The organism is Psychrobacillus sp. FSL K6-1267 (assembly GCF_038003265.1).
Classification (GTDB): Bacteria; Bacillota; Bacilli; order Bacillales_A; family Planococcaceae; genus Psychrobacillus; species Psychrobacillus faecigallinarum.
Genome location: NZ_JBBOOR010000001.1, coordinates 3,064,589 through 3,089,862 on the forward strand (window position 1 = coordinate 3,064,589; position 25,274 = coordinate 3,089,862).

Annotated in this window: 26 protein-coding genes and 1 other RNA gene; 7 read left to right on the forward strand and 20 right to left on the reverse strand. The window is 34.4% G+C overall.

Features of this window, described 5'->3' with window-relative positions; translation table 11 throughout:
• Window positions 1-15: 15 nt before the first annotated feature.
• From MHB55_RS15720 to MHB55_RS15775, 12 genes are all read right to left on the reverse strand, one after another.
• Window positions 16-261 carry a TIGR04540 family protein gene (locus MHB55_RS15720; RefSeq protein WP_340863606.1) on the reverse strand — a complete coding sequence of 82 codons (246 nt, stop codon included), beginning with the start codon at window positions 259-261 and terminating at the stop codon, window positions 16-18.
• A 157-nt stretch (window positions 262-418) separates the two neighbouring features.
• Entirely contained in the window at window positions 419-1,510 is a 1,092-nt protein-coding gene (locus tag MHB55_RS15725; RefSeq protein ID WP_340863607.1) for a hypothetical protein, read from the reverse strand.
• Between the two features lie 294 nt (window positions 1,511-1,804).
• The gene (locus tag MHB55_RS15730) at window positions 1,805-2,227 is read right to left on the reverse strand and encodes a hypothetical protein (protein WP_340863608.1); all 423 of its coding nucleotides are present in this window, start codon (window positions 2,225-2,227) and stop codon (window positions 1,805-1,807) included.
• A 479-nt stretch (window positions 2,228-2,706) separates the two neighbouring features.
• On the reverse strand, window positions 2,707-3,147 hold the full coding sequence (locus tag MHB55_RS15735; RefSeq protein WP_340863609.1) for a helix-turn-helix domain-containing protein: 441 nt from the start codon (window positions 3,145-3,147) through the stop codon (window positions 2,707-2,709).
• Between the two features lie 140 nt (window positions 3,148-3,287).
• A complete protein-coding gene (locus tag MHB55_RS15740) occupies window positions 3,288-3,752 on the reverse strand; it encodes a reverse transcriptase-like protein (RefSeq protein ID WP_340863610.1) in 465 nt (154 codons plus the stop codon).
• Between the two features lie 43 nt (window positions 3,753-3,795).
• Window positions 3,796-3,984 (reverse strand): hypothetical protein, encoded by a 189-nt coding sequence (locus tag MHB55_RS15745; protein ID WP_340863980.1) that lies wholly within the window; start codon window positions 3,982-3,984, stop codon window positions 3,796-3,798.
• Between the two features lie 172 nt (window positions 3,985-4,156).
• Complete coding sequence (locus MHB55_RS15750) at window positions 4,157-4,501, reverse strand: DUF6075 family protein (protein ID WP_340863611.1); 345 nt, start codon at window positions 4,499-4,501, stop codon at window positions 4,157-4,159.
• Window positions 4,502-4,658: 157 nt separating this feature from the next.
• Window positions 4,659-5,270, reverse strand: a complete 612-nt coding sequence (locus tag MHB55_RS15755; RefSeq protein ID WP_340863612.1) for a hypothetical protein — start codon at window positions 5,268-5,270, stop codon at window positions 4,659-4,661.
• 840 nt (window positions 5,271-6,110) lie between these two features.
• A complete protein-coding gene (locus MHB55_RS15760) occupies window positions 6,111-6,806 on the reverse strand; it encodes a hypothetical protein (protein WP_340863613.1) in 696 nt (231 codons plus the stop codon).
• A 115-nt stretch (window positions 6,807-6,921) separates the two neighbouring features.
• Window positions 6,922-7,776 carry a hypothetical protein gene (locus MHB55_RS15765; protein WP_340863614.1) on the reverse strand — a complete coding sequence of 285 codons (855 nt, stop codon included), beginning with the start codon at window positions 7,774-7,776 and terminating at the stop codon, window positions 6,922-6,924.
• A gap of 239 nt (window positions 7,777-8,015) precedes the next feature.
• On the reverse strand, window positions 8,016-8,450 hold the full coding sequence (locus MHB55_RS15770; protein WP_340863615.1) for a GIY-YIG nuclease family protein: 435 nt from the start codon (window positions 8,448-8,450) through the stop codon (window positions 8,016-8,018).
• 130 nt (window positions 8,451-8,580) lie between these two features.
• A complete protein-coding gene (locus tag MHB55_RS15775) occupies window positions 8,581-9,180 on the reverse strand; it encodes a hypothetical protein (protein WP_340863616.1) in 600 nt (199 codons plus the stop codon).
• A gap of 221 nt (window positions 9,181-9,401) precedes the next feature.
• Between MHB55_RS15775 and MHB55_RS15780 the strand changes: the two genes are divergently transcribed.
• The 3 genes from MHB55_RS15780 (at window position 9,402) to MHB55_RS15790 (ending at window position 11,683) form a co-directional block, all read left to right on the forward strand.
• Complete coding sequence (locus tag MHB55_RS15780; RefSeq protein WP_340863617.1) at window positions 9,402-10,064, forward strand: hypothetical protein; 663 nt, start codon at window positions 9,402-9,404, stop codon at window positions 10,062-10,064.
• Between the two features lie 604 nt (window positions 10,065-10,668).
• Window positions 10,669-10,992 carry a hypothetical protein gene (locus MHB55_RS15785; protein ID WP_340863619.1) on the forward strand — a complete coding sequence of 108 codons (324 nt, stop codon included), beginning with the start codon at window positions 10,669-10,671 and terminating at the stop codon, window positions 10,990-10,992.
• A gap of 148 nt (window positions 10,993-11,140) precedes the next feature.
• The gene (locus MHB55_RS15790; RefSeq protein WP_340863620.1) at window positions 11,141-11,683 is read left to right on the forward strand and encodes a DUF6782 family putative metallopeptidase; all 543 of its coding nucleotides are present in this window, start codon (window positions 11,141-11,143) and stop codon (window positions 11,681-11,683) included.
• A gap of 222 nt (window positions 11,684-11,905) precedes the next feature.
• Here MHB55_RS15790 and MHB55_RS15795 read toward each other — a convergent pair whose 3' ends face one another.
• The 3 genes from MHB55_RS15795 to MHB55_RS15805 all read right to left on the reverse strand — a co-directional run bounded on the left by MHB55_RS15795 (window position 11,906) and on the right by MHB55_RS15805 (window position 15,347).
• Window positions 11,906-12,598: a helix-turn-helix domain-containing protein gene (locus tag MHB55_RS15795; RefSeq protein ID WP_340863621.1), complete on the reverse strand. Its 693-nt coding sequence runs from the start codon at window positions 12,596-12,598 to the stop codon at window positions 11,906-11,908.
• Window positions 12,599-12,982: 384 nt separating this feature from the next.
• The gene (locus MHB55_RS15800) at window positions 12,983-13,615 is read right to left on the reverse strand and encodes a hypothetical protein (RefSeq protein WP_340863622.1); all 633 of its coding nucleotides are present in this window, start codon (window positions 13,613-13,615) and stop codon (window positions 12,983-12,985) included.
• A 385-nt stretch (window positions 13,616-14,000) separates the two neighbouring features.
• Window positions 14,001-15,347: a hypothetical protein gene (locus tag MHB55_RS15805; protein WP_340863623.1), complete on the reverse strand. Its 1,347-nt coding sequence runs from the start codon at window positions 15,345-15,347 to the stop codon at window positions 14,001-14,003.
• A gap of 565 nt (window positions 15,348-15,912) precedes the next feature.
• On the opposite strand from MHB55_RS15805, the gene MHB55_RS15810 reads away from it, so the two are divergent.
• The 3 genes from MHB55_RS15810 (at window position 15,913) to MHB55_RS15820 (ending at window position 18,920) form a co-directional block, all read left to right on the forward strand.
• Window positions 15,913-16,182: a DNA-binding protein gene (locus tag MHB55_RS15810; protein WP_340863624.1), complete on the forward strand. Its 270-nt coding sequence runs from the start codon at window positions 15,913-15,915 to the stop codon at window positions 16,180-16,182.
• A 154-nt stretch (window positions 16,183-16,336) separates the two neighbouring features.
• Window positions 16,337-17,500 carry a site-specific integrase gene (locus MHB55_RS15815; protein WP_340863625.1) on the forward strand — a complete coding sequence of 388 codons (1,164 nt, stop codon included), beginning with the start codon at window positions 16,337-16,339 and terminating at the stop codon, window positions 17,498-17,500.
• Between the two features lie 250 nt (window positions 17,501-17,750).
• Window positions 17,751-18,920, forward strand: coding sequence for a site-specific integrase (locus tag MHB55_RS15820; protein ID WP_340863626.1), 1,170 nt, complete (start codon window positions 17,751-17,753; stop codon window positions 18,918-18,920).
• Window positions 18,921-19,045: 125 nt separating this feature from the next.
• Here MHB55_RS15820 and ssrA read toward each other — a convergent pair.
• The 5 genes from ssrA to secG all read right to left on the reverse strand — a co-directional run bounded on the left by ssrA (window position 19,046) and on the right by secG (window position 23,503).
• Window positions 19,046-19,400: a transfer-messenger RNA gene (gene ssrA / locus MHB55_RS15825) on the reverse strand.
• 106 nt (window positions 19,401-19,506) lie between these two features.
• Window positions 19,507-19,974 (reverse strand): SsrA-binding protein SmpB, encoded by a 468-nt coding sequence (gene smpB, locus MHB55_RS15830; RefSeq protein WP_144538776.1) that lies wholly within the window; start codon window positions 19,972-19,974, stop codon window positions 19,507-19,509.
• Between the two features lie 51 nt (window positions 19,975-20,025).
• Window positions 20,026-22,338: a ribonuclease R gene (gene rnr, locus MHB55_RS15835; protein WP_340863627.1), complete on the reverse strand. Its 2,313-nt coding sequence runs from the start codon at window positions 22,336-22,338 to the stop codon at window positions 20,026-20,028.
• A gap of 43 nt (window positions 22,339-22,381) precedes the next feature.
• Complete coding sequence (locus MHB55_RS15840) at window positions 22,382-23,128, reverse strand: alpha/beta hydrolase (RefSeq protein ID WP_340863628.1); 747 nt, start codon at window positions 23,126-23,128, stop codon at window positions 22,382-22,384.
• A gap of 147 nt (window positions 23,129-23,275) precedes the next feature.
• Window positions 23,276-23,503 (reverse strand): preprotein translocase subunit SecG, encoded by a 228-nt coding sequence (gene secG / locus MHB55_RS15845; RefSeq protein WP_144538782.1) that lies wholly within the window; start codon window positions 23,501-23,503, stop codon window positions 23,276-23,278.
• Between the two features lie 196 nt (window positions 23,504-23,699).
• On the opposite strand from secG, the gene MHB55_RS15850 reads away from it, so the two are divergent.
• On the forward strand, window positions 23,700-25,214 hold the full coding sequence (locus MHB55_RS15850) for a hypothetical protein (RefSeq protein ID WP_340863629.1): 1,515 nt from the start codon (window positions 23,700-23,702) through the stop codon (window positions 25,212-25,214).
• Window positions 25,215-25,274 lie beyond the last annotated feature (60 nt).

The window sequence follows — 25,274 nt, forward strand, 5'->3', positions numbered from 1 at the left end:
CACAAGACTAATAATCTATTTATTTTCCAATATTCTTTCAACTATCGCTAATCTACGTTTTCCGCATTGCTGTTGAACAACTGTTGTAAACCCATTATTTCTCATTAGTTTATCCTGATTATTTAAATACATACTTTTTATTCCTTCTATTAGCTCTTCTTCTTTAATCTTCTCCGACCAATATGCGTCAATCAATTGATTTAACGCAGTAGCCAAATCACGCTGAGTACGGTAGAAAAGTTTTAACTCCAAAAACGTCACCTCGTATTTCTTTTTTACTTAATTCTTATTTTACTTTTACTTTTGATGTAACACAATGTATTCTCAAGAAATTGCACACATTCATAACAAGCAGGAACAAAAAACTAAAATAGCTTCGTACCATAAAGATACGAAGCCATTAACTGAAACCTTTTAATTACCAATAACCTTCAGAACGTTCTTCTAATTGAATACGATAACTATCCTCCGTAACGATGCCCTCTTCAGCACATTCTGTTTCTACAGAAACAAAACGTCGCCTAATCATTGGTGTTACAATTACTTGTTTCTCCACAAGGATTTCTTCCTTCCCAAATGTATAAGGGGCAAAGTATTCGAGCATTTTCTCAATAATCTCTGCTAATTCAGAAAAAATTACCTCGTAATCTTCATCTGTTTTAAAATAAACACCTAACCTTCTATCACCAAAAACAATATCTGGGTGTACCTTTGTCTTTATTTCTTGCTCATTATGTTTAAAATCCTCAAACCAATCGTTTTTTGATTGTTCGAAGAATAATTCGGCAAAGGAACGGTATCTAACATCTTTTGAAGAAATCCTCAGATAGATTCCCGCTTTACCACCTCCAACTGTCATTATTCGATCGTTCTGATTCATTTTTTTCTCATAGTGAAAGTTTAAGAAGTAAGGTACTTCCAATCGTAATTTGCTAAGGAGACCTTTCTTCACATCTTCCACACGTGAAAAGTCTAACTCTCGGTTCACTGGCTCTACAGTTCCACAATGCGAAGCGGATAAATTCTTATTCGAATACTGAACAGTTAATAGTTTATCTATCTGGTTTAAGCGATCAAGTTGATTGTATATATCCAATTTGTACAGTCCATTTAATTCTTGTAATAATCTTATCCCAGATTCATTAATGGTTAAGGCATAGAAATCAATATACTTCTTCTTATTTTCCTTCATCCATTCCACTAAATCCTTCAGCAATTCATCATCAAATGAAGATGCTACCCAAATAACTACTCCTTCCGAATATCCGCTATTCATCATTTCCTTAAGACGAGCTAAGTAACGTTTATTTGCTTTGGTCACTTGCATCTCAAAAAAAACGTTTATTCTTCTTCGAGAATCGTAGCCCAATAAATCAACGTTTTTGCCCGCATGTCGTTGTTCCAATCGGATATTTTCTACCTTAAACCCTAATAACTGTTCCCAGGATTGATAAAAGTCCTTCAAGAAAATAGAAAAGATGGACTCTTTATTGGAATTATTTATGCTCATACTACCTTCTCTCCATTCATCGGCTCTCTTTAATAAAACCTGTTTAGTATGTAACGGCATCAAAATTTATTGTCGTCATTATAAATAGTTTCCTCTTTTTCTACATCAACCAGACTTTCAAGAAATAACCCGTAACGAGACCAATTATGAGCATGAAAATGTCACTGGATATTTCAATAATAATATTTCTGATAAAATCTTTAGATTCTAATTTAGCCAATACTTTTTCCATTCCCATTGTCCCCCTATCTTTTTACTTTCGATACATGTATAAGTACATTCATTTACACCCACTCATGTTTTGTTGATTCTAATGCGTTCTAACAATTCTTTATTAGATTTTTCTAACTCTCTTGTAGTACGAGATTTTGATGCTTCTGTTAAATGAGTAGTTTTTGATGCAACAGGTAATCTTATTTTCCGTGGAGGCGGGTTGATCAGTTGGTCTAAATCCATACTTAATTCATACAATGTTTCGGCACTAAATTTTCGATTTTTATCCCAATAAAGATCTCCCGAAGTATTGTCTATTTTTATACTTAAAAATAAATCAACATCCACCGTAAGTTCTTTTAGAAGATCCTTACTACTTTTTACTGATTTTATAAAGTCGCACACTCTGTACTTACCATTTTCAAATTCTAAAACCAATTTGAATGTTTTTGTTGCATAGAAAGAGATAATTTTCATTGAATAACGTCGCCTCATTTCATTCATTTTGTCCCCAACCTTTCAAACGTGATTCTTTTAATCAAACTCTATTGTCTTCCTTTCCTCCTCTATTTCCTGGCTCATGCATTTCTACTTTGTGTAGAGATACTGCCAGTTAATAAAATGCAAAAAAGCTAATTTACTTACATGCAAAACTTAATAGGCCTCTTCCAAATGGGCATACTGCTCCCATGGAAAAATAAACTACACCTATCAAAATTTGCGAACATAAGTAAATTAGCTTTCATAAAAGCAAAAGGTTTAATAAAAATATTTAAAGAAAAAGTTATTGACTATAAAAATTGATGTAACATCAGTATAAGTTGTTTTTGATTAATATTCAACCATCTTTTACTATTTTAAATAAAATTTTCCAATACCGTTACTGTGATAACTGTATCACAAAAAATATTTCGTTTGCTATTACGAGATTCCTTGGCAAAATAGAAAATGAGAGGAATTTTATTCCTCTCTCTCTCTCTAATTCATACACTTAATTCCTGTTTCAAATCATTTACCACTTGAATAACTTCGTAAATATCCGCAATTATGGTGTCTTTATCCCAACTAACATCATTAACTAAATCTAATAGGTTAAGAATTAGCTCTTTTGTTCCAGGACTTACAGATTTAACTCCATTCAAGGTGAAATCGTTTGTATACAACAGTTCCTCTAACAGAACTACACTCTCCTGATTGTTTGAGCTTACTTCTAACAAAAGATTTGGTGTAACACCTAAAACTGTTGCCAACTTTTCAATTACAGGAAACGACGGACAGATACGAAAACCGTTCTCTATTCGATTAATATAGCTTTCGCTGATTCCTGTCGCCTCGGTCATTTGTCTCAAACTCATTGACCTCTTTCTTCTAAGATGTTTAACGAGGTTTCCAAAATTCGGATTAACTGATCGACTCTCTCTCATATTCTACCATTCCTCCTGTATTTCACTCATGTGAAATTCCTTTTTAATTTGAAACATTATATTATAGATAATTAGCTCTAAAATATAACTTCAAATCGGGAAGCAAAATAGAATATTGATAGATTATTAATACGCCATACCTAATTCACTATGTTCATCTTCAGTGACTCGGATTGCTTAATGATTCTTTCTGTTAGTGGATCCATCATATATTCTCGACTTAGTAAGTGAGCCATTTTAGCATAGTGTTTAACACTTTCATCTGTATATCGCAACTCAAACTTAGCAAATTTTTTTATCAGTGCTACCTGTTTTTTTATATTGTCTATATACAGATCATTTGTTAGCTCGTCCAATGACTTATTAAATAATTTGTGAACTAATTTGTGGTCGGAATATATCTCAAAAATTCTTTCGGCATTGCCCTTTTGCTGAATGAGCTGTAAAGCACAATCAAATGCATAAATTTCTGCTAATGTTGCATCTGCTTTCAAATGAAATGTTTGTAAAGTATGCGTCTTCAAAAAACCCAAACCATTGACCTCTACCACACCTGCACCCATCGCAATTCCCTTACTTGAACCATCAATGATAAACTGTCTCATTTTTCTTCACCTCATGTGTCTGTCAGATCCAAAAACGTTTGTGCTACTTCCTTTTATTTCTCCCACCTGGTACAAAATCATCTTTGCACCATTTTACGAAGTTATTGGCATGTAACAAATAAGTTTTTGCAGTGCTTTCTGTTAATAAACCGCTTTTCTTAGCTTCCAGAACTTCCTTTTCATAATCACCCAATAATTTTGCTAACTGCCTTTTAAATTCCACGTTTTCCATCACTCAATCATCTCCCTTAACTGTCTTTTCTTACGAGCAATCATATAACAAATAAAATTTTCCCGAAAGTAAGCGGGAGTTATGATTGAATGATTGTGTTAAGAGTGGATTAATGGAGAAAGATCACAGTTTACAAGTCCTTGTCTCTTAATTCTTTAGACTTTTTATTAGGCTACTTTATTGAAAATCTTAATCGAATTGCTTCAAGTGCCAAATAACAATTCTTTTCGTCCAAATTCGCAAACAGATCTACAACTGTCCCACATGCGAAGTTGTTGTAAAGATTAAATGCCAACTTCACCAGTGCTGTTGCACTACTGGACAACTTAACTTCTTGAAAACCCTCTGTCCGTATCATCCCATTTTCAAAGTCGTAGAAAACAATCATCTTTTCTAATAGCTCACTGTTTCCTGAAAAAATGTAGAACATCGCATTTCTTTCTATATCCTGTGGATGTGTTTTATCCCTTTTTAATAATTCTTGGTAGTTCCTTTGATGACATGGAAATAAATACATAGAAAATCTCCTCCTGTTATTTTAAATTCTCTATGTTTTATGCAAAAGTATTTTCTTTATAAGTAGTATAGTCATTTTTTATGTAACAATTGGAATATAAGGAGGAATGTTTCTTATATTCCAATTTATTTGTTCTTTCTCGGATTTATAGGGCCAATTAAATTGTAGTACTACTTGTATAATTTAATATTGCAAAGTCTCTATTGTTTATCGTTAATACACTCTTGTCGTATGGTAATACAATAGGAGCTGAATCCTCCTTTTTCATTACGAGCATGATGACTGGGAAGTTATCTTCTTCATAGAATACGTACTGATTTTCCAAAGTGTACTCCTCACCTTTGGTTAACTGTATTTCCTCGTAACCATAGTCTATTGTAACGTCTTCAACCACTTGAACCATTTGACTTCTAACTGTTCTAATTAATTCACCACACCATACATAATCCAAAATTACAGAATCCCAGACGAAAGCTCCTTCCTTACATACGATAATTCCATCATTATTCCAAGGTTCTATTTCTTCAATTATCATTTCATCCTCAGATTTATTTTCTTTTTGAATTAATATTAATTGGTCTTCTATTTCTGCACGTACTGCCGAGATGCTGGCAAATTCAATATAATCGATTATAGTTAGCACCCCACACAAACCTGAACCTTCTTCGTTATACATATACATCACTTCTTCATATTCGTTAATATAACCACGGCTTAGTGCCACCTCGATTACCTGGTTTTGTTCTTGAATATTCATTACGTTCGTCATTTTTGTTTCCTCCTTCGATTTGTTATAGTTTTTCCCAAAATCTTTTGTGCCTTTAAACTTTAAAACTTTGTATTTATATTTCTTCTATTCACCTCACCTTGATTAGATCAGTTATCGTATCAACAAATAATGATGGATAACCTAAGTAAAAAATTCTGCTAAATAATCAAAAAAATTCCCTTACTTCTAACTAACACAAAAAAGCTAACTTACTTACACATACAATCAAACAGCTCAATGACTATTAAAAGGGACAAACTCCACCCTCCAAATAAGAGATTGAAACTGTATCAAATTGTATACGTATGTAAATCAGCTTTTATCTAAAAATTGGTTTTATATTAAATAAGCAAAACAAAAATTTATAACTAAAAAATATGTACCCTTAATATATATCGCTCCACATTAGATGTCAACCATTTTTTTCTATTAGTCCTAAATTATTACAAATGTTGTTCTCATGGCAACTCCATTACAATAATCGAGTTTTATAAGAGATTTAGTAAGTTTACGCATTTAACTGTTCAAGAACTATTGGAGAAAACATTTCTTTTCACCAATAATTATGACTTCACTGAGATCCTGCTATTCTAAAGTCTTATTTTAATAATATTCCGTAAAAGTTGGATAAGGATCAAGGATTTAGAGTAGAAACTCGTACATTTTTTCTTTCTTTTTCCTTCCCCTTTTTTCACCACCATCCCTTCTCCTGCTTGCATTTTCCTTCTTTTTTGCAATAAAAAAACCGAGACAGCGTACCAACGGTACGTATCTCGATTCTGGAAAAATGCCTAATATATATTTGTACCCCATTCTTAGTCAAGGTATATCTGTAATCAATTAAGGGTTATTCGGAAAAACATCTAATTCCTTTAATAGTTGATCGTTCAAAGTCTTCAAATTTTTATTACACTCTTTCATAGTTGTTTTGAATTCATTAATTACTTCATTATTAAATTGTTTAATAGCTTCATTATAGGAAGATAAAGCTTCCTCTGATGCTTTTCTTAAAGAATCTAATTCTTCATAAATAGCGTTTAACAAATATTTCACTTCATCACTACCATTTACTGTATATCTTACTATTAAGTCATCTATCTTAGTAATTATCTTATTGGAAATTAAATGCGTAATTGGAACTGAACCCTTGATATCATCGTTTAATAAAGGATCATGTGCGTAAATCAACATTCTTTCAAGTAAAACAACGATTCCAGGATCATCCGTACTATTATCTTCCACATGATAGTACATTAGTTTATTAGCATCAAATAACTTAAATAGTAAATTCTTTTCATGATTTCTATGTCTTTGTTTAAGTCCGCCCACCCCAGTTGCTTTTCCTACATAAATAATATCATCATCTTGGTTAAGAATTGCATAAACTCCAATTCGATCGGGTAATTCTTTGTATACTTCTTTATCCCAGCTAACTATTTTATCAGAAAAAGAGAACGCTAAATTTTTCATTCTCATGCTAAATTTGGAGTTCTTAAGGTAACTACCTGTACTATTTATTTTTATCTCATTGTTCAACTTTACATCTCCCATGGTTAGTATTCTCTTGTATATTAATTTCCCTGTTTACAACTTTAGCTTTAAAAAAACAATATCTGTTAATATTACTAACAATTATTTTTCCAAAGATAGATTAGAGTGTTTTTTGATATTCTGTATCACTATAAATACCAATAAAATCAGATGATTTCACTCTTGAGTCAGGTTGCAAAAAAGAAAGCCTTTCACATACGTATCCTTGGTGATTAACATAATTGTATATATTTGATAAAGAATAATCAATTATCGTTTTTTTCTTTAATAAATCAATATCTTTTTCCTTAAAGTTGTCAAAAGTAGTAGTATTCGTAAAGGATTCTACTGAATAAGTTGATAATGGTATTGCAAATTTTATTACATAGCATTTATTGTTAGAATTGTTACTCCAATCTTCAACTAACTTATTATAATTTAAAAGATTCGCAATATTATTCATCAGTTCTGGTCTTCTATTTACATTACCACCATACGAGAGAGCATTATCGGTACAGAAAAAACCATTAATTTGACGATCACAATAGAACTTATACGCAATATGTTCTAATAGGCGTCTTTCCTCGCTTTGCGACCATCCCTCAAATTTTTGACCAAATGTATAAGTTTGCTTATTATATTTTATTTCTCCCATTTTGAGATCGATATCTATTCCGTGTTTTTTTAAGTGTCTATTAAAAGGTGTATTTAGAGTTACAGCATCTATGGAATTAACTAACCCAATCTCATTTAGCGATTTACACTCGTCATCATTTGTCGTTACATGAAGCGAAGTAACTAAAAAGTCAACTGTAGAAAGGTTACTCTCATTAATGGAAAAATACGCTAAAAAGTCATCACATGATAACTCTTCTCTCTTTAGATATTCAATTATTTGTGGTCTTCCTATATCAAACAAATCTATTAAAGACTTTATCGTTACTTCAAAGGAAGTAATATCAATTATTGTAGTCAATTAAGCAATCCTCCTTTAACTTTCCTATATACAGTAAAATACATTCGTTCGTAACCATACTATCTACCTTATTAATTATTAATTATTAATTGTCTTCCTCTTGCTCTTCAAAAATTGGAGCTAAATTTAATCCTTGACGTTCAACACTCTCTTTAAATGACTTCACAAAAGCAGGATTTTCTCATTCACTTAATCCCTCCAATAAGTCATTAGACTAATGATTTCGGATTTATACATCATTAGTCTTTACCATTCTGTATTTTTATAGGATTACGTTCTGTTGGATTTTGAAATATCCCCAGGAGCTTTACTTCTTCATACCTAATCCATTCTACTCTCTTCCTTTTAAGTTCTTCTCTACCCATATTACAATTCCCCCATACATTCCCTGGGGGGTTATAATGATTAATAGCGTATATTTCGTAAATCTTTCTATTGGTTGGACTACAATAAAAAACTTCAACGTAAGTAAATAAATGTTTAAATGATTTTGTTGTCCCGCTATCACCTCTAAAATGCTTACTTAACCTTTTCCTTATATTTTGTGATTCCCCGATATAAATAATTTCCCCTACAGTATTTTTCATAATATAGAAACCCGATATATTTTGAACACTTTTATAATCCGAAAGAAAAACACGTTCTGATGGATTTGGAAGTTCAATATGGATCATTTAATCCCCCCTTTACTAACAATGCTATCTAATTCATGTTATCAGCAGTTCTTTTTTTCCTTTTCAATCCGTAATCTAACCAAGCACTACATTGTCTGACTTTTTCTTTATGAGAGTTAACCCAAAATATCTATAAAAAATCTCTTTTTATATCATCTATATTCTTTCTTGTTGTTATTTGAATAAAATTATAAAGCTCTTCCAAAATCCCTTTACTAACTAATTCCTTAAATTTTGTAATTTGTCCTTCATATCCTTCAAAATAAGCACTATGATACTCATTATTGTTATAAATCATTAGATATTCTTGATAATCCATTGTTACAATCTTGTCCTCAATCTGAACAAGAATACTATTCCAATCATTTATCCTTTTCGAATGAAGTGGCTTTTTTAAACCAGATTCCTTGTTTTCTTCATTTTTTATCTGATTAATAAATTGTTCTACTTCTAATTGATGTTTAAATAACCGCTCTCTATTTTTACCGTCTAAGCTTCTTAACGTTTCAGTTTTATATTCTACAAATCGAGTTTTCCGATAATGAATCTTTCCCTTTTTTTGATTAGTTTCTTTTCTATTATTTACGAGGTTATTTGCCGTTTTTCCTACAGTAGCAACAACACCCACAGTTTGCGATATTTCTTTCCAGTTCTTCTTAACAAACTTCCCCACTGTCGGCCCATGTTGCTTCGCTAATTCTACCATTGGTTTTATTGGTATTTTACTCATTATTCACACCCCTAAATTAGTATATTTATAAATACTATTTTACTACATGAACCAATACTATGTACCCATGTATTTAAATAAATCTGAAACTTCAAGAATTTATTTACGTAAAGATAAGAAACATTAAAAGGAATGATAACCATGAAAGTATAGACTCGTACAATAAAGAATCTTTCATGAAAGAACATTTGACTTTAGTATAAAAGGAATATTGTAATCGAATGATTTGGGCTATTAGTTCTTTACGACCTGAAGGAATTAATCGACTCTCTAATCCTTTTTTAGTCAACTGTCTTCCTTCTTATAGAAAGTCTAAAAGAAAAGTATTATTTGTTGGACAAGAAACGAATGGATGGGATTCATTTACGATTACTTTAGATACCTTTAATTATGCTGATGAAAGTTTAAAGAGAGACGCAATTATAAATTATTTACAGTGGATGTACGAAGACTTTAGAATTCAGCGAAAATCAAATCACACTGCTTTTTGGAGAGGGATGCGTAGGTTATATCAGTCGATTTCAAATGACGAGAGTGACGATGCATTTTTACATACTCAATTGGTTCGCTTTGACTACAATAAGAAAAGACCAACTCTATCCGTAGAAGACTTATTACAAGAAGAGTTTAATGTATTACCAATGGAAATAAGTGCTTTAGCTCCTGATATTGTTGTATTTCTTACAGGGCCTAATTATGATGAAAGAATTATTAAAACTTTTTCTAACGTTTATGCTAAAGGAAAACAATTAGTGTTTGAAGTAGAGAATGGCTACCAGTTCAACGAATTAGCTCGTCTATCACACCCTGATTTGCCATACCATACTTATAGAACCTATCATCCTATATATCCTCTTAGAAACAATCCAGATTTGTTCAAGTGAATTTGTGAAACATTTAAGAATCTTGATTTTTTATATATTAAATAGCAATAAGGATACCCATCTTTCTGGAAACAAAAAAAACGAGATAGCGTATCAATGATACGTTTCTCGATTCTGGTATTTAATATACTTAGCCTCTTATACATAGAGAAGAATTCTATCACATTTGGTAGAATCCAATGAAGTCCAAGGTATGAAATACTTTCTATTTTAATATTAAATTACCATCAACCCATTTCAAATTAGTTGCTTCAAATTCGCAATCTCTTAAATACTTCTTAGTAATGTATAACCTCGAATTCTACACCTTTTCTGATCGAAAAGCTCTATCTGTAAACTGATTATTAGTGTTTAAAATTATTAAACACATGTATTATTTTGCCTCCACTAAGTGTGTACTCAAATTTCATTAGACAATAATTTGTTTCTTTAGGAAAACTATAGATTCAAGATTCAAGTTACTATTCATTAAACTCTAAAATAACCACTCTAAAAGTAGCAGATTAATGGATTAATAGATGGAGATTCGCAACGTGCATTAGAAGGAGCCAAACAAATAGGTAAAACAGCACTGATTGCTACACTCGGAGTCTCAGTTTTAGATATGGCTGATATTGTCGACGTGAATGGTAACGAAGGTGGAAACATAGGTACAGGTGAAGTTGGGAACAACAGAAGTTTCAATGGTGGTTATCCAAGCCCTGTTAATGCAGAAATTGTAATGCAAGATAGTGAAGTTAACGTAGACTATATTCAAGTAGATAATCCGAATTCTCATTCCGTCGAGCCTCATTGGAGAACCCTTTCTAATGGTGAAACAATATGGGTAGATGGTGATGGAGATACAAATGTAAATCAAAGTGCCGAAGAAGGTGGCGGTTGGTCTCAATCTAACCCAGATTATCGGATATTGACAGAAAAAGCCTAAATAAATATGCTAAGCCAACAAACTTGTTGGCTTAACATATTTTTATATCACAATGTTTCTAAAATTTCATGGTTCATTCTGGAAAATTAATTGTTATAATTATTTTAGTTCTGGTAATTATCAACTTGTATTTTAAGGAGGGGAAGCGATGTCTTTATGGGAAGATATCTTAAAACTCGAAAAAGAACAATGTCTAAAAATCGGCAAAAAATTCGACGAAATTTCTTGGGGAAATCTAAATGAACAAAGCCAGATAGATTGTATTAATGAGCTTGCTGATTTTTTAGTAGATAGAATGAAAATTAAAAAGAAACCCAAAATAGAACTTGGTAAACTTCAAAATGATTATGGTGCATACCTTCCCGAATCGAATAAAATATATATTAATAAAGACACTTTAGCAGTTGGTGGCACGTTAACTGCAGTAACACTTGCACACGAACTTAGACATGCATACCAATTTCAAATCATTCACGAAGTAGAAAGTTTAAAATGGACAAAGTTATATAAAACCAATTTAAGACAAAGATTAGATTACTTTATAAGTAATCCAAACAATGATCCAGTACAGTTGTGGAAAGAAAACTACAAAAAGTATTATAACGATGGCCCTGAATATGAGGAACAGCCCCTTGAATTTGATGCGTTCCGATACGAAAGAAAGTTTTTAGAAAAGTTTTTCACTGAATAAATATCTTAGTGAATATACATATCTATCTAACAACCATAAAAACCAAGGCATTATTCTTTGTCCTTGGTTTTGACACTTTCTTTTATTAGATCTATCTGTTTGTAATACCCTTTGGAAATTAATTCTTTAGGTCAACTAACAATAGCCTACGCATCATTTGTAAACTACTCCAATATGCTGTGTGTAAAGGAATATCGTTGGAAATACATGCATTTTTAGTAATCAGCCAATCGTCTTATTCTTCTGTTCAATTTCTTGTTTTATTCCAATTGTCCACGGACTATTACACTGTCTTAAATTTATGATATAAAATCCAGACTTTTTAATCTTAAGTAAGGTCTCACATTCATCTTTACCGTCATAAATGGTTAATGAGCTTATATGTACTCCATTCAAGTCTAATAGCTCTGATATAAACTGTGCATTGGAAGAGTGTTTTATATTTACTCGGTATAACCCTTTTCGTAGAAAGGTTTGTTGAGATATCCACTTTCCTTCTCCATTAAATGTGTATAAACACTCCTTTGGAAGATCACATCTCTCGATTTGTTCTATTATTGAATCCTCTACAACAGTATAATTATCTAAAGCTTGCTTTAATTCATAAATTCGACCTTTTACATAGGTAAGTTCGTATTTTAATTTCTTTCTAATTTCTAAGATAGAGGATCTTTCACTACTTAAATAATCTTCGAACGAAATATTTAAAATGTAAAACATTTCTTTTAAAACATTTACAGGAGGTATCTCTTGGCATTTTTCATAATTTCTATATTTATGAAAAGTTATATTCAAAAGGTTTGCCATCTCCTCTTGATTTATTTTCTCGTTCTTTCTCTTTTCCTTCAATCTTCTTGCAATATCTGCAGATTCAAATAATTCTTCTACGAGTTCTTCTTCCATTCTAAATGACATATTAATCTTCCTTTTTAGTTATTCTCTTATGTATTAATTAAAAGCTTTTATTTTCCTCATAAAAGATGTGAACAGATTATTTAGATATTCCCTTTTTATATCGGAATGGTCTTAACAATTTCCAATGATTGACGTGGATTATGTAACTATTCACGGTGAATACTTTTTAATAGAGTAATACAAAACAGAGATAGCGTACCAATTCAATAGTATGTATCTCGGTTCTGGTATTTATTATATTATTTATCCCATAATCGCAAGGGTAGATTCTTTCATCGAACTTTCTATCAACTCTTACTTACTATATCTTTGGCATTTATTTTTGACCACATTTCCCGTACATGTGCTTTTGTTTCTATCAACAATAATCTCTTGTAGTAATAATTACAATGAAGTCAACCATTCGTATGTTTCCGTTTTACTGAACGATATCTCGTGATTTAACACAAAATCAGCTTTATTAATTATTAGTGCTTCATACCCTATCAAATCATCTACTGTTGATTGAGATTCTTCATCGTCTTCTTCATCGAAGTACTCTTCAAGATTCTCATATGTCAACCATAGACCTACAAATAATTTATTAATACCACCAAATTCTTTACTAATTGATCTCATAACATCTTTAGTTGTTTGATCTACTAATTCAGCAATTGCAGAATCTATTAAATCATATTCATCATATTCTTCCAAGTCGAACGAGGATCCAACTAATTGACCAATACGGATGGGGCTTAGTTCAATTCTGTCCATCCAACTATGAAAATCTGTACTAAATGTTTCTTCAGTAGTTATAGAACAAAACTCACCGTACAAAACAACCATCGAAATTAGACGGATGTATACTTTACACCTTTCAAGTTCATTTCTGTAGTCTGCAAGTCCATTATTTTCGATGCCGATCCATGACTTTTCAGCCCAAAGAATTTTCATATCATCTGACCAACCAATTTCCTCTAAAAGTTCTTCAACTAAATCTGAAATCTCATCCCAGCTTATCGTATTTTTTGTCTCCAAATTCCTCACCTCAGTTATGATATGAAATGCATTTAAGTATAACCACTATTCACCTTAAAAAATAGTATGATTCCACAGAAACGGATTCGACAAGAGCGTAATGGTAGTAAAAGTAACTCCTATGATTTACAAGTTCACTTTCAATGGCGTATTCTGTTAAGATAATTTTTACGTCTTCTTTATATATTAAAAAAGCAGATTCAGAACGATGATTCAATTGAATCCGCCTTGTTAAGTTTGCTCGTATTGTAGAACTTCTTCTACTATTCTTCTCGAACCAATATAAGTTAAATTAATATCAGCAAGATAAGTAGAAATTCATTCTATTCTCTTACCGACGTATCCGTCATTCCAACTGATTAAATTCTATGAAAATTATTTGTACTTATTTATCATTCGGAAAAATGGTAATTATTTGATTAAATAAGTTTGTAGTCGAGGAACTTATGCCCATTTGATTATAAACTTCTTGATAATGTTGTATCCATTTTAAAGAATCCGTCTGTATATGGGTGCAATCATCCACGAAATTTACAAGGATTAGCCAAGTTGGAATACCGACTTTTTCATTTAATACATATAAATATGTCAGCCTATTAGCCAATTGATAATATTGATTTAACCAGATATCTATAGATACCTGAGATCCCATAGCTCGCTTTACTTCCATTATCGAACTTTCTATCACCGCTTTACTTCTAACATCCTTGGCCTGTATTTTTGACCGCATTTCATGTACATGTGCTTTGGCTTCTACTAACAATAAACCATTTTGTCCATTTTTTCCTTCCAAAACGGCAATGCCATCCCACTGTGGCCCTTTCTTAGCCCAATACATCTCTAATTGAGTTCTTTTATCCTTCCATTCATCTACCAGTTCTAAAAACTCATTTCTGTATTCTTGATAGTCAGTTTCCATAAGCGGAGATTTCCACTCTATAGATAGTTCCTTATCTATAAAAGAGATCAAGGAGGGAGAACTCATTAAAATAAGTTTATTCAATTCACCTTGCTTGCTGTTTACATATTTTTGTAGAAGAAATTTACTCCCTTTAATTGCTTTCCCCTTCTCAGACCTTTTTGGGATAGGTAATAATTGCACTTTGATTTTCTCATTATATATTGATACAAGTTCAATCACTATGATTGGTCTTTGTGTTGGGATAAGAGGACACGGATGATAGTAGTCATCCCTAATAGTATGTTTCTTACCGAAAGTAGGAACCCCTGATTGCTCTATCTGTTCTCTCCAATGTTTTTTTATATGTTCAAGTTTTGTCCATCTACTTTCATGTTTAACTCCCCACCCCAATAGAATCCAAGGATGTTCTTTTAATTCACTTATTGAAGCTAACGATTCTGCGATGTCATACCTAAATGTTTGAACAAGTGATTCAAGCTCGTCAACTGCGTTCTGCGATTTCGTATTTTGCAGATTAAATAGATTATAGATATGAAATCGACCCGTTATGGGTTTATCTTTTCCATAAACTCCTTCTACAATTGATATTAATTGTTGCATTGTAGGATCTTCAGTTTTTACCCAACCACTTACCGAACCCTTTGTATCAAGTTCATAAGTTAATGCATTATTAAGAGTCGCAGACCCTGGATTTAGTAATAGACAAGCCCCGATAGATGTTTCCGAGTCGCCCCATTGAATAAATGCTGATGTTCTAAAAATATATTCTCCTCTTTTTACAAATGAGCCATAGGCTCTTGGTCTATTCATTAGAAAATCTCCTATTCGATTATACTTTGACTTGTCATCAGATTTATCTTTGCCATTGGATTCTCTGATCACCTATAAGAATGGTGACTTCAAGATTCAAAACTCTATTTACACTATTCATACCGTTATCTTTATAACAACATTTTATTATATAACAGTTTACAGTATTTTTATTTGTTATATAAAAGGTTGGAACCACTAACCTATTGAAATAATTTCATATTTTTAATATATTAAACATGTAGAAGAATTCAATAAACCCTCATCACCCCACAAAAATCCACTAAAACTAAGGAGATGCCACTTAATGAATGCAATTATGACTGAACTGTCGCTTTCTGAAATCAAACCAAATTCCCCATTTTAATTTCTTACTTTATTTGTAACGGTAGAAATCAAAACAATCATTCAATAACTACTCTAACATCTACCATTCAATATTCCCTATCTTCTAAAACCTCTTATTTACACTTCAGGAAAATGTCATTATAGTACGACATTTTCACTTATCTAATATCCAAACAACCTCAAAATATCAAACAATTCAACAAGGAGAGATATAAATATGGAACAAATCATAAACCCTTTAGTCTCTACAACTCTTGAAGTAGAGTTTAAAAATTTAATTATTACCACACTTGATCAAGTTATAAGAGAATATCAATCAAAAACATCTGAATGGATGAGTTTAAAAGAAGGAGCAAAGTACGCTGGCGTTTCTTACAATACCTTCATTAAATTTCGGGTAATGGGCTTAAAGGTCAGTGAGATCGACGGTATAAAACGTGTATCAAAAAAAGAGATTGATAATTTTCTAAACAGTCAAAGCTACTAAGAAAACAACATTCGGAGAAAGGTAAAGGTTTAAGACAGAATTACTTGGATTCACTTCATTAATTTTGTATGAAAAAGATGTTGCTATTGTGTAAATGATAGCAACTTTCACAGCCTATATCTTGTCTCCGTATAACCATTAGGAGGAAGACATGATGAATAAAGCAAAAACAAATCCAATTAAACCTTATATTAAAAAGAATAGAAAGTATTATATGTTCAAAGTCTATCTTGGCGTTGATCCATTAACAGGGAAGTCAAAATATACTACTCGTCGTGGGTTTGAGACAATAAAGAAAGCAGAACATGCGTTAGCTCGTATAAAACTTCAAGTTGCTAATGGTACATTTCGTAAGCAACATGCTGAAACATACCAAGAAGTATATGATTTATGGATTGCACAATACGAAAAAACAGTAGAAGAAAGTACATTTGTTAAAACAACAGGTATTTTCCGTAATCATATATTACCTGCTATGGGTGATTATAAAATAACTATGATAAATTATGCTATATGTCAAAGACATATGTACGAATGGGCCGATAAGTTAAAGAGGTTTCGAATTGTGAAATCTTACGCTTCAAAAGTTCTTGATTTTGCGATTAAAAGTGAGTATATACAAACAAATCCATTTGCATTGGTAGAGATATCGAATCGTACAAAAAAAGTTCAATATGCTAAAGTTAAAAGTGAAAATTTTTACACTAAAGAACAGTTAAATAAATTTTTACAGTGCATGGAACAAGAATCTAACTTTAAAGCCTACGCTCTTTTTCGTTTGCTCGCATACAGTGGTATCCGTAAAGGTGAAGCACTTGCCCTAAATTGGGATGATATAAATTTCAGCAAAAATGAAATTCGTATTAATAAAGCTCTTTCCAAAGGTAAAGAAAATAAACTGCTTATTGGATCTACGAAGACAGGAGTTACCCTGAATTTGAAAATGGACTCAACCACTATGGGGATTTTGAATGAATGGAAAAAGCGACAAAGACAAGATTGTCTCGTTTTAGGATATGATACATTGCAACCAAACCAACTTGTTTTCAATAATCGTTACAATGATTTTTTACAACCCACTATTACCCGTAAATGGCTTCAGAACATTCTAACAAAATATAAACTTCCTCATATCACAACACATGGCTTTAGACACACACACAGCACACTTCTCTTTGAGGCAGGCTGTGTTATGAAAGAAGTTCAAGATCGTCTCGGCCATTCTGATTTAAGGACAACAATGAACATATATACTCACGTGTCCAAACAAACAAAAGAGGTTGCGGTTAATAGATTAGAAACGTTTATGGCTATATAAATAAGTTATTGCCCTGTATAAATGTTATTCGGCTTGTTATACAAACTATTGTTAATTAATGTGTTAAAAATAAAAAGGATTGCATTTTTGCAGTCCTTTTTATTTTCATCTATTTTCTGTAAATATCCATTTACTAAACTGTGAAACTTGAGTATCGTCGCTCTAATCATATATGATAAATATGTTGCTTCCATATAATAGGCAACAATTACTCTCTATTTCTTGTCTCCGTAAGAAAATAGGAGGAAAAATGAGTAAATCTACAATTAACGCTATCAAAATGTACACAAAAAAGAATAATGAAAAATGCTACATGTTTAAAGTATATTGTGGTACTGACCCTTTAACTGGTAAGGAACAATATACTACTCGACGTGGATTCAAGACGAAAAAAGAAGCAAATCAGGCCTTAGCACAAATCAAACTTGAAATTAGCAAGGGAAAATTCAAAAAAAAACAAATTGAAACGTACGCAGAAATTTACGAGTTATGGATTACTCAATATGAAAAAACGGTTGAGGAAAGTACGTTTATTAAGACAACTGGTATTTTCAAGAATCATATTTTGCCTGCTTTTGGAGCATATAGGATTGAAAAAATAAACGTGGAAGCATGTCAAAGACATGTCGATGAATGGGCAGATAAGTTAAAAAAGTTTCGTACCGTGAAGTCCTACGCTTCCAAGGTAATTGATTTTGCAATTAAGCGTGGATATATTGAGAAAAATCCACTTTCATTAGTAGAAATGCCGAAGAAATTGAAAAAGTTGCGTATTGATGATGAAGACGAATTTGAAAACTTCTACACTAAAGAACAGCTTATTGAATTTCTTAAATGCATGGAGCAAGAAAGTAATTTTAAAGCATATGTGTTATTTCAACTTCTTTCCTACAGTGGTATGCGTAAAGGAGAAGCCCTTGCATTGACGTGGAAAGATTTAGATTTCACAAATAATGAAATTCGTATTAATAAAGCCATTTCAAGAGGGAAAAACAATAAACTTTATGTAAAAACCACGAAGACAGGTATTGCTCGTACAATTAAAATGGACTCAACCACTATGGGGATTTTGATAAAGTGGAAAAAGCAACAACGAGAAGATTATCATCTTTTAGGATTTAATACATTACAACGTAATCAACTTGTTTTCAGTAATGAACAAAACGAGTTTTTACAACCTACTAAAACACGCAAATGGCTCGAACATGTTTTAATAAAATATCAACTTCCCAAAATAACAACTCATGGATTTAGGCATACACATTGCTCGCTTCTCTTTGAGGCAAACGTAGGAATTAAAGAGGTTCAAGATCGCCTTGGTCATACTGATGCACAGACGACGTTGAACATCTATGCTCATGTATCCGATAAAGCAAAAGATGAAGCAATCAATAAGTTAGAAAACTTTATGAACCTGTAAAAGTTTTTGACCATGGTTTTGACCATGGATGTTTGAAATCCATTGAAACTCAATGAAACAGCTCAAAAGAAAAAACCCTTGAATACCAAGGGTTTTGACACTGTATGAAATCATATGATTTCTAACTATGGAGACGGCGGGATTTGAACCCGCGTCCAGAAACTCTAACACTTAAGCTTCTACGCGTGTATCTTACCTATTTGAAGTTTCGCGTAGCATTATGCCGATAAGCGGGCGTCCTGTACGCTAACTTGGAAATCTCTTGCTGACAGCTCAAGTGGCACTGCCAACCGTATCCCACTAAGAGTGAGCTCTACCTAGCCACATGGGCGATGGATAGATAAAGCAGATCCGAGCTTACGCTGCGAATGCTAAGTTGTTGTTTGTTTTGCCTGTTGTTATAAGTTCCGTTTTTACAGAGCCGAGCCTCTGACGCGCAACTCAAGCTTAGACTATCCCTGTCGAATCCATAACGTCCCCGTTTATGGAATAATGTAAGCTTCGTTACATAGATAACTATACATCAAATTAGGTCAAAATTCAAGTGATACACACTTCCACTATCAGGATAACTAGGAAGCTGCTATTATCGTTGGGCATCCTTGAATGCTCGCTCAATGTCGCGTTTCGCTTCTTTTTTCTTTAGTGTGTCGCGCTTGTCGTAATCCTTTTTCCCTTTACCGATGCCGATTAGGACCTTGGCGTAGCCGTTCTTTAAGTACATTTTGAGCGGTACGATTGTGTAGCCCTCTCGCTTTGTTTCACCTATAAGAGAACTGATTTGCTTCTTGTGTAGCAATAGCTTACGAGAACGCAGCGGATCGTGGTTAAAGCGGTTACCCTGCTCGTATGGACTGATGTGCATATTGGATATCCATGCCTCGTTGTTACGAATGCGCACGAATGCATCCTTTAGCTGCACCTTCCCGTTACGAATCGATTTGATTTCGGTTCCTTGTAGGACGATACCTGCCTCGATTGTTTCCTCGATAAAATAGTCATGATTGGCCTTCTTGTTTTGTGCTAGTGGCTTGTCGTCATGCTTTTTTGCCATTCTATTCACCCCTGTCTAAAGCTAGGTGGAGCGACCTAGGCCGCTCCCTCTTTATTTTTTCTTTGGTCGCTTGCGTTTTTGGGATTTCTTCGCAACGGACTCATAGAATTTCTTTTTCTGATTCGTTCCTTTTTTCGGTCCTGGCTGTGATTTGTCTTTTCTATCCTTGCCAGTGCCTTTTTTAGATGCATGGATGACCTTAGGACTTTCCTTACGTGTGCTGCGGCCAAAGGATTTTTTCATGCCTACAACCTCGAAGTCTACAGCGGCTTCCTCTGGTTTTACAGCTGAAACGCGAACCGTTACCTCGTCCCCGATACGGAACTGTTTGCCAGAGCGCTCACCGATCATCATCATTTGACGGTCGTCAAAGCGGTAGTAGTCGTCTGTCATGTTCGTCACATGGACAAGACCCTCGATTGTGTTTGGCAGCTCGATGAACATACCGAAGTTCGTAACCGAGCTAACGATACCCTCGAATTCCTCACCGATTTTATCTGCCATGTATTGTGCTTTTTTCAGTGCATCCGTGTCACGCTCTGCATCTACTGCACGGCGTTCACGTTTCGATGTATGCTCTGCGATATCGTCGATGATTGCACCCCAATGGTTGATAGTTGCGGATGAAACATCCCCATTCACTAAATACGTACGGATCAGACGATGTACGATTAAGTCAGGGTAACGACGGATCGGAGATGTGAAATGCGTATAGAACTCAGTTGATAAACCAAAGTGTCCTAGGCATTCTCCGTAATACTTTGCCTGCTGTAGGGAACGAAGAAGCATTGTTGAGATAACTGGCTCCTCTGGCATTCCCTCGATACTTTCAATGATTTCTTGAAGTGCTTTCGGGTGAATGTCATTGCCCGTACCTTTTACTACTAAACCGAAGTTCGTTAGGAAGCCGAAGAAGCGTTGAAGCTTTTCTGGCTTAGGATCTTCATGGATACGGTAAATGAACGGCACATCCAGCCATTTAAAGTGCTCTGCAACGGTTTCATTGGCAGCTAGCATGAATTCCTCGATCAGCTTCTCAGCCACCGTACGCTCGCGAATAGCTACGTCTGTTGGCCAGCCGTCCTCGTCTACTAGAATTTTAGCTTCCGGGAAATCGAAGTCGATTGCTCCGCGTTCCTCACGTTTCTTTCTTAGCACTGCTGCAAGCTCAGCCATATTCTCGAACATTGGCACTAGATCTTTGTAGCGCTCGATTAATGTTTCATCTTTTTCTTCTAGAATTTTATACACATCCGAGTAAGTCATTCGCTCTGTTGTGCGAATCACACTTTGGAAAATCTCATGGGAGGTCACCATACCAGAGCCATTGATGATCATTTCACATGAAAGCGTTAAACGATCCACCTGTGGGTTAAGCGAGCAAATACCATTTGATAGACGATGCGGAATCATTGGAATAACACGATCGGTTAAGTACACGCTTGTTCCACGGTCATATGCCTCGCGGTCAAGAGCTGAACCTTCTGTTACATAGTGGCTTACGTCTGCGATATGTACGCCAAGCTTATATGTACCGTCAGGCAATTTCGTAACTGTAACTGCATCATCCAAATCCTTCGCGTCTGCTCCGTCAATTGTGACGATAACCTCATCACGAAGATCTCTGCGTCCTTCTAGTTCACCTTCTGCGATTTGATCTGGAACAGCCTCTGCTTGATCGATTACCTCCTGTGGGAAGTCAATCGTAATCCCATGCTTGTAGATGATTGATAGAATATCAACACCTGGATCATTTTTATGTCCAAGGATTTTCGTGACAATCCCTGTTGCAGACTTTCTTTCATTCGGCCAATCGGTAATCTCTACAACTACCTTATGTCCATCTACTGCTCCTAGTGTGTCGCCTTTAGCAACAAATACGTCCATCGGCACTTTTTTGTCATCTGGTATAACGAATCCAAAGCCTTTATTATCCTGGAACGTACCAACAACCTGAGAGATCCCGCGCTGAGTGATTTTAATAATCGTACCTTCTCTACGGTCTCCTGATGATTCCTTCGATACGCGAACAAGCACCTTGTCACCGTTTACTGCCCCGTTAATTTCCGTTGGGGGAATAAAGATATCATCCATTCCAGCCTCTTCGGGTGTAACAAATCCAAAGCCCTTTGCATGACCGATGAAGCTCCCGACGATTAAATTCATGCGAGATGGGACACCATAACGATTAGATCTTGAGCGTACAACCGCTCCGCTGTCCTCCATAGAAACTAGTGTTTTTACTAGCTCCTTGAAGTCATCAGCCTCGGTCAGTCCGAAATGGTCCTCTAATTCCTTGGTGGTCATCGGTTTATATTCTTCTGAGTTCATTAACTCCAGTAATTGTTCTTTCATATTCTCCATCTAAACATCCCTCCCTTTTCAGATTGTGCGGAATTGGTCTGTTTTACACATTCCAATCCAGCGATTCTAAAAAGTTTAATATATCTTCATGTAACGTTTCCTTTTCTGGTCCAAGAGTAATGACATGACCAGATTCCTCGTACCAGTTTATCTTTTTTTCAATCGATTCAGCCTGCTCATAAATATAGTTTGCAGAATTTATGTCAATGACTGTATCAAGCTTCCCCTGTGTGACGAGAAGTGGCGCATAGATATGATCCACGTGATCGCGGACCTCATAGACGAATTCTCGCAGCTCACCCAGTGTTTGCATCGGATTTTTGCGAATCTCCTCTACTTCTTCTTCTATTTGTTCCTCGCTTTTACCTTCATATTTCTTATATTCCTTCGCGTATTTTACGACGCCCTCAAACATGACGTCGGTCGTTTTCATCGTCATTGGAGAGCACATAGTTACTATTCCCTTTACAGGTACTGTATACCCCAATTTCAAAGAAAATACGCCTCCGAGAGACAATCCAGCAACGGCAATTTCGTCATAGCCAGCTGCCTTTAACCGGTCGTATGCCTTCATAACATCCTTCCACCAGTCTTTTGGGCCAGTTTCTAGCAGCTCCTCCGGTGGTACACCATGTCCCTTATAATGTGGCGCCAAGGAAGTGTAGCCATTTTTTTCTAAAAACCGACCAAGCATCCGGACGTCGGACGAATTGCCGGTAAAACCATGTAATAATAATACTGCTCGTTTTCCTGCCTCGAAGAAAAACGGCTTTGGTGTAGTGATACGCATTCCAATAAAACCTCCTATATCCAAAAACAGCATTTCTTTTCTACTATATATATATCTTACCATTATTAATTTTATCTTATGTATGCCCAAATATAAAAGAAAACGCCTAACCAAATGAAAGTATGGTTAGGCGTATACATTCGTTTTTTAAAATTTAGTAACAGCTATCGTCAAAATGAAGAATAATACTGCAAGTACGACAGTCGCTCTATGTAAGATTAAATCCATACCACGAGCTTTCTGTTTTCCAAAGAGTTGTTCAGCTCCTCCGGAGATGGCTCCTGAAAGTCCAGCACTTTTACCTGACTGCAATAATACTACTACAATCAAAGCAAGTGAGACGATGATTAATAATGTCATTAATAATGTATTCATTGTTACACCTCCTGATTAGAACTTCACAACACTTATAATTTTACCAAATTTAAATAGAACTGACAACAGTCTATAAACTTTAAAGTAGTTATCTAAATAATATCATATATTTTCTCATAATCTAGCGGTAAAATGAAATAGGAAAGATTTAATGGTTTATTTTGTAAAAATACATAATGAATAGGAAAGATTAATTGTGAACAAAAAATTATTTGCAATGACCAGCATCATTCTTTTAGCGTTAATCGCTACCGTCTATTGGTTTACATTAAAGGAAGAAACGAAACTACCATCAGATAATTGGAGCAGAACTTTTTCGGTCGATATCCCTGCTTCTAATTATTCGAATTTTCAAGTATTAGATAAGGAGAATAGCTACATACTTGCTCTTAGAAATTTCAAGCAGCAAACCATCGTCTCCTGTGATTTGGACTTAAGCTGTAAGGAAGCTCGCAGTCTGGCCTTAACTAGTACAAGCACTAATGCCTGGAGTGATGAAACGGACTCTTATTATATTAAAAATTATTCCTTACTTCATTTCAGCACAAAGAACGGCAACAAGGAAATTGCCCAAAATGTCGAGGATTTCGTAAAATCGGACGATACGTTAGTCTACTGGACCAAGGACCGTCAGTTAACAGTTTTGAAGGATGGTCAAGAGCAAGCTTATGGGATGGATGAGCCTATCTATGATGTTAAAATTTTTGATAATAACATCTTTGCTATAACAAAGGATACTCAGGGAGACCGCTTTAGCGTATACACTCTAACGAACGAGCCTAACCAATTATTCAAGTTCACTAGTACAGCAAGCTTAGTATCCTCCTTAAATATTATTGAGCAGTCAAAAGAGGAGTACTTGCTGCTAATGGATGCAACCATTGTTTCTGGTGGTGCAAAATCGAAGGTGATCCAACAGGCATCTTTTAATCTTTCGCCAAATCAAACCATTCAGCTGACGAAGCTAAAATTTGAGCATGAAGAGGACGGTCGCACATTAGATGACATTACCCAGCCAACTGTACTTCAGCAGGACGGACAAACGTTAATAGCCTTTACCGCAACCTATGCCGGCAATAAAAACCAAGTGTTCATGGGGCCGCTAACTAATGGCACGATTCAGGCTACATTGTTGTCCAAATCAGGTATCAGATACGAGCGCCCTGTCATATTAGACAAGCAGACCGTTGCCTTTTTAGAGATGAATGGTTCTCAAAGGGAATTAGTTTACACCTCCTCTGACCCAATCAAAATAGAAGAGAGCAAACAAATTTCCAAGGAGGACTACAAGCAAGCAGCCTACACCCAGTTTAGTAAATCCTTTAACGGCTTAATGCTAGTACTGTTTGCCTTTGCATGGATCATCCTTGCATTTGGGATATCCTATTTGAGCACAGTCATTCTAAACCGATTTAAATATGAAAGAACCTATTTTTTAGGATTTGTTATCCATGTCGTCTCGCTTTTAGCGTTGCAAATCTTTTTCTTATATCGCTTTACGAAGGTGGAAACGATCATTGCAAATGTTCCATTCATTACGGAAAGCTGGCATTTTGTTGGTTTATTAGTCGTAGGAGCTGTTCTATCGGTCGTTCCATTATTCCTTGCCCGCTATAACCCAGAAGAGGAAGATTACACGTATATGATTTTATACGCGACCTTTATGAATCTTGCCATTATGTTTTTCTTGGTCGGCCCGTATATATTTTAAATAGAAAAGAGAGCAGGCGATGTACCTGCTCTCTTTTTTTGAGACTCGTTAGCAAATTAT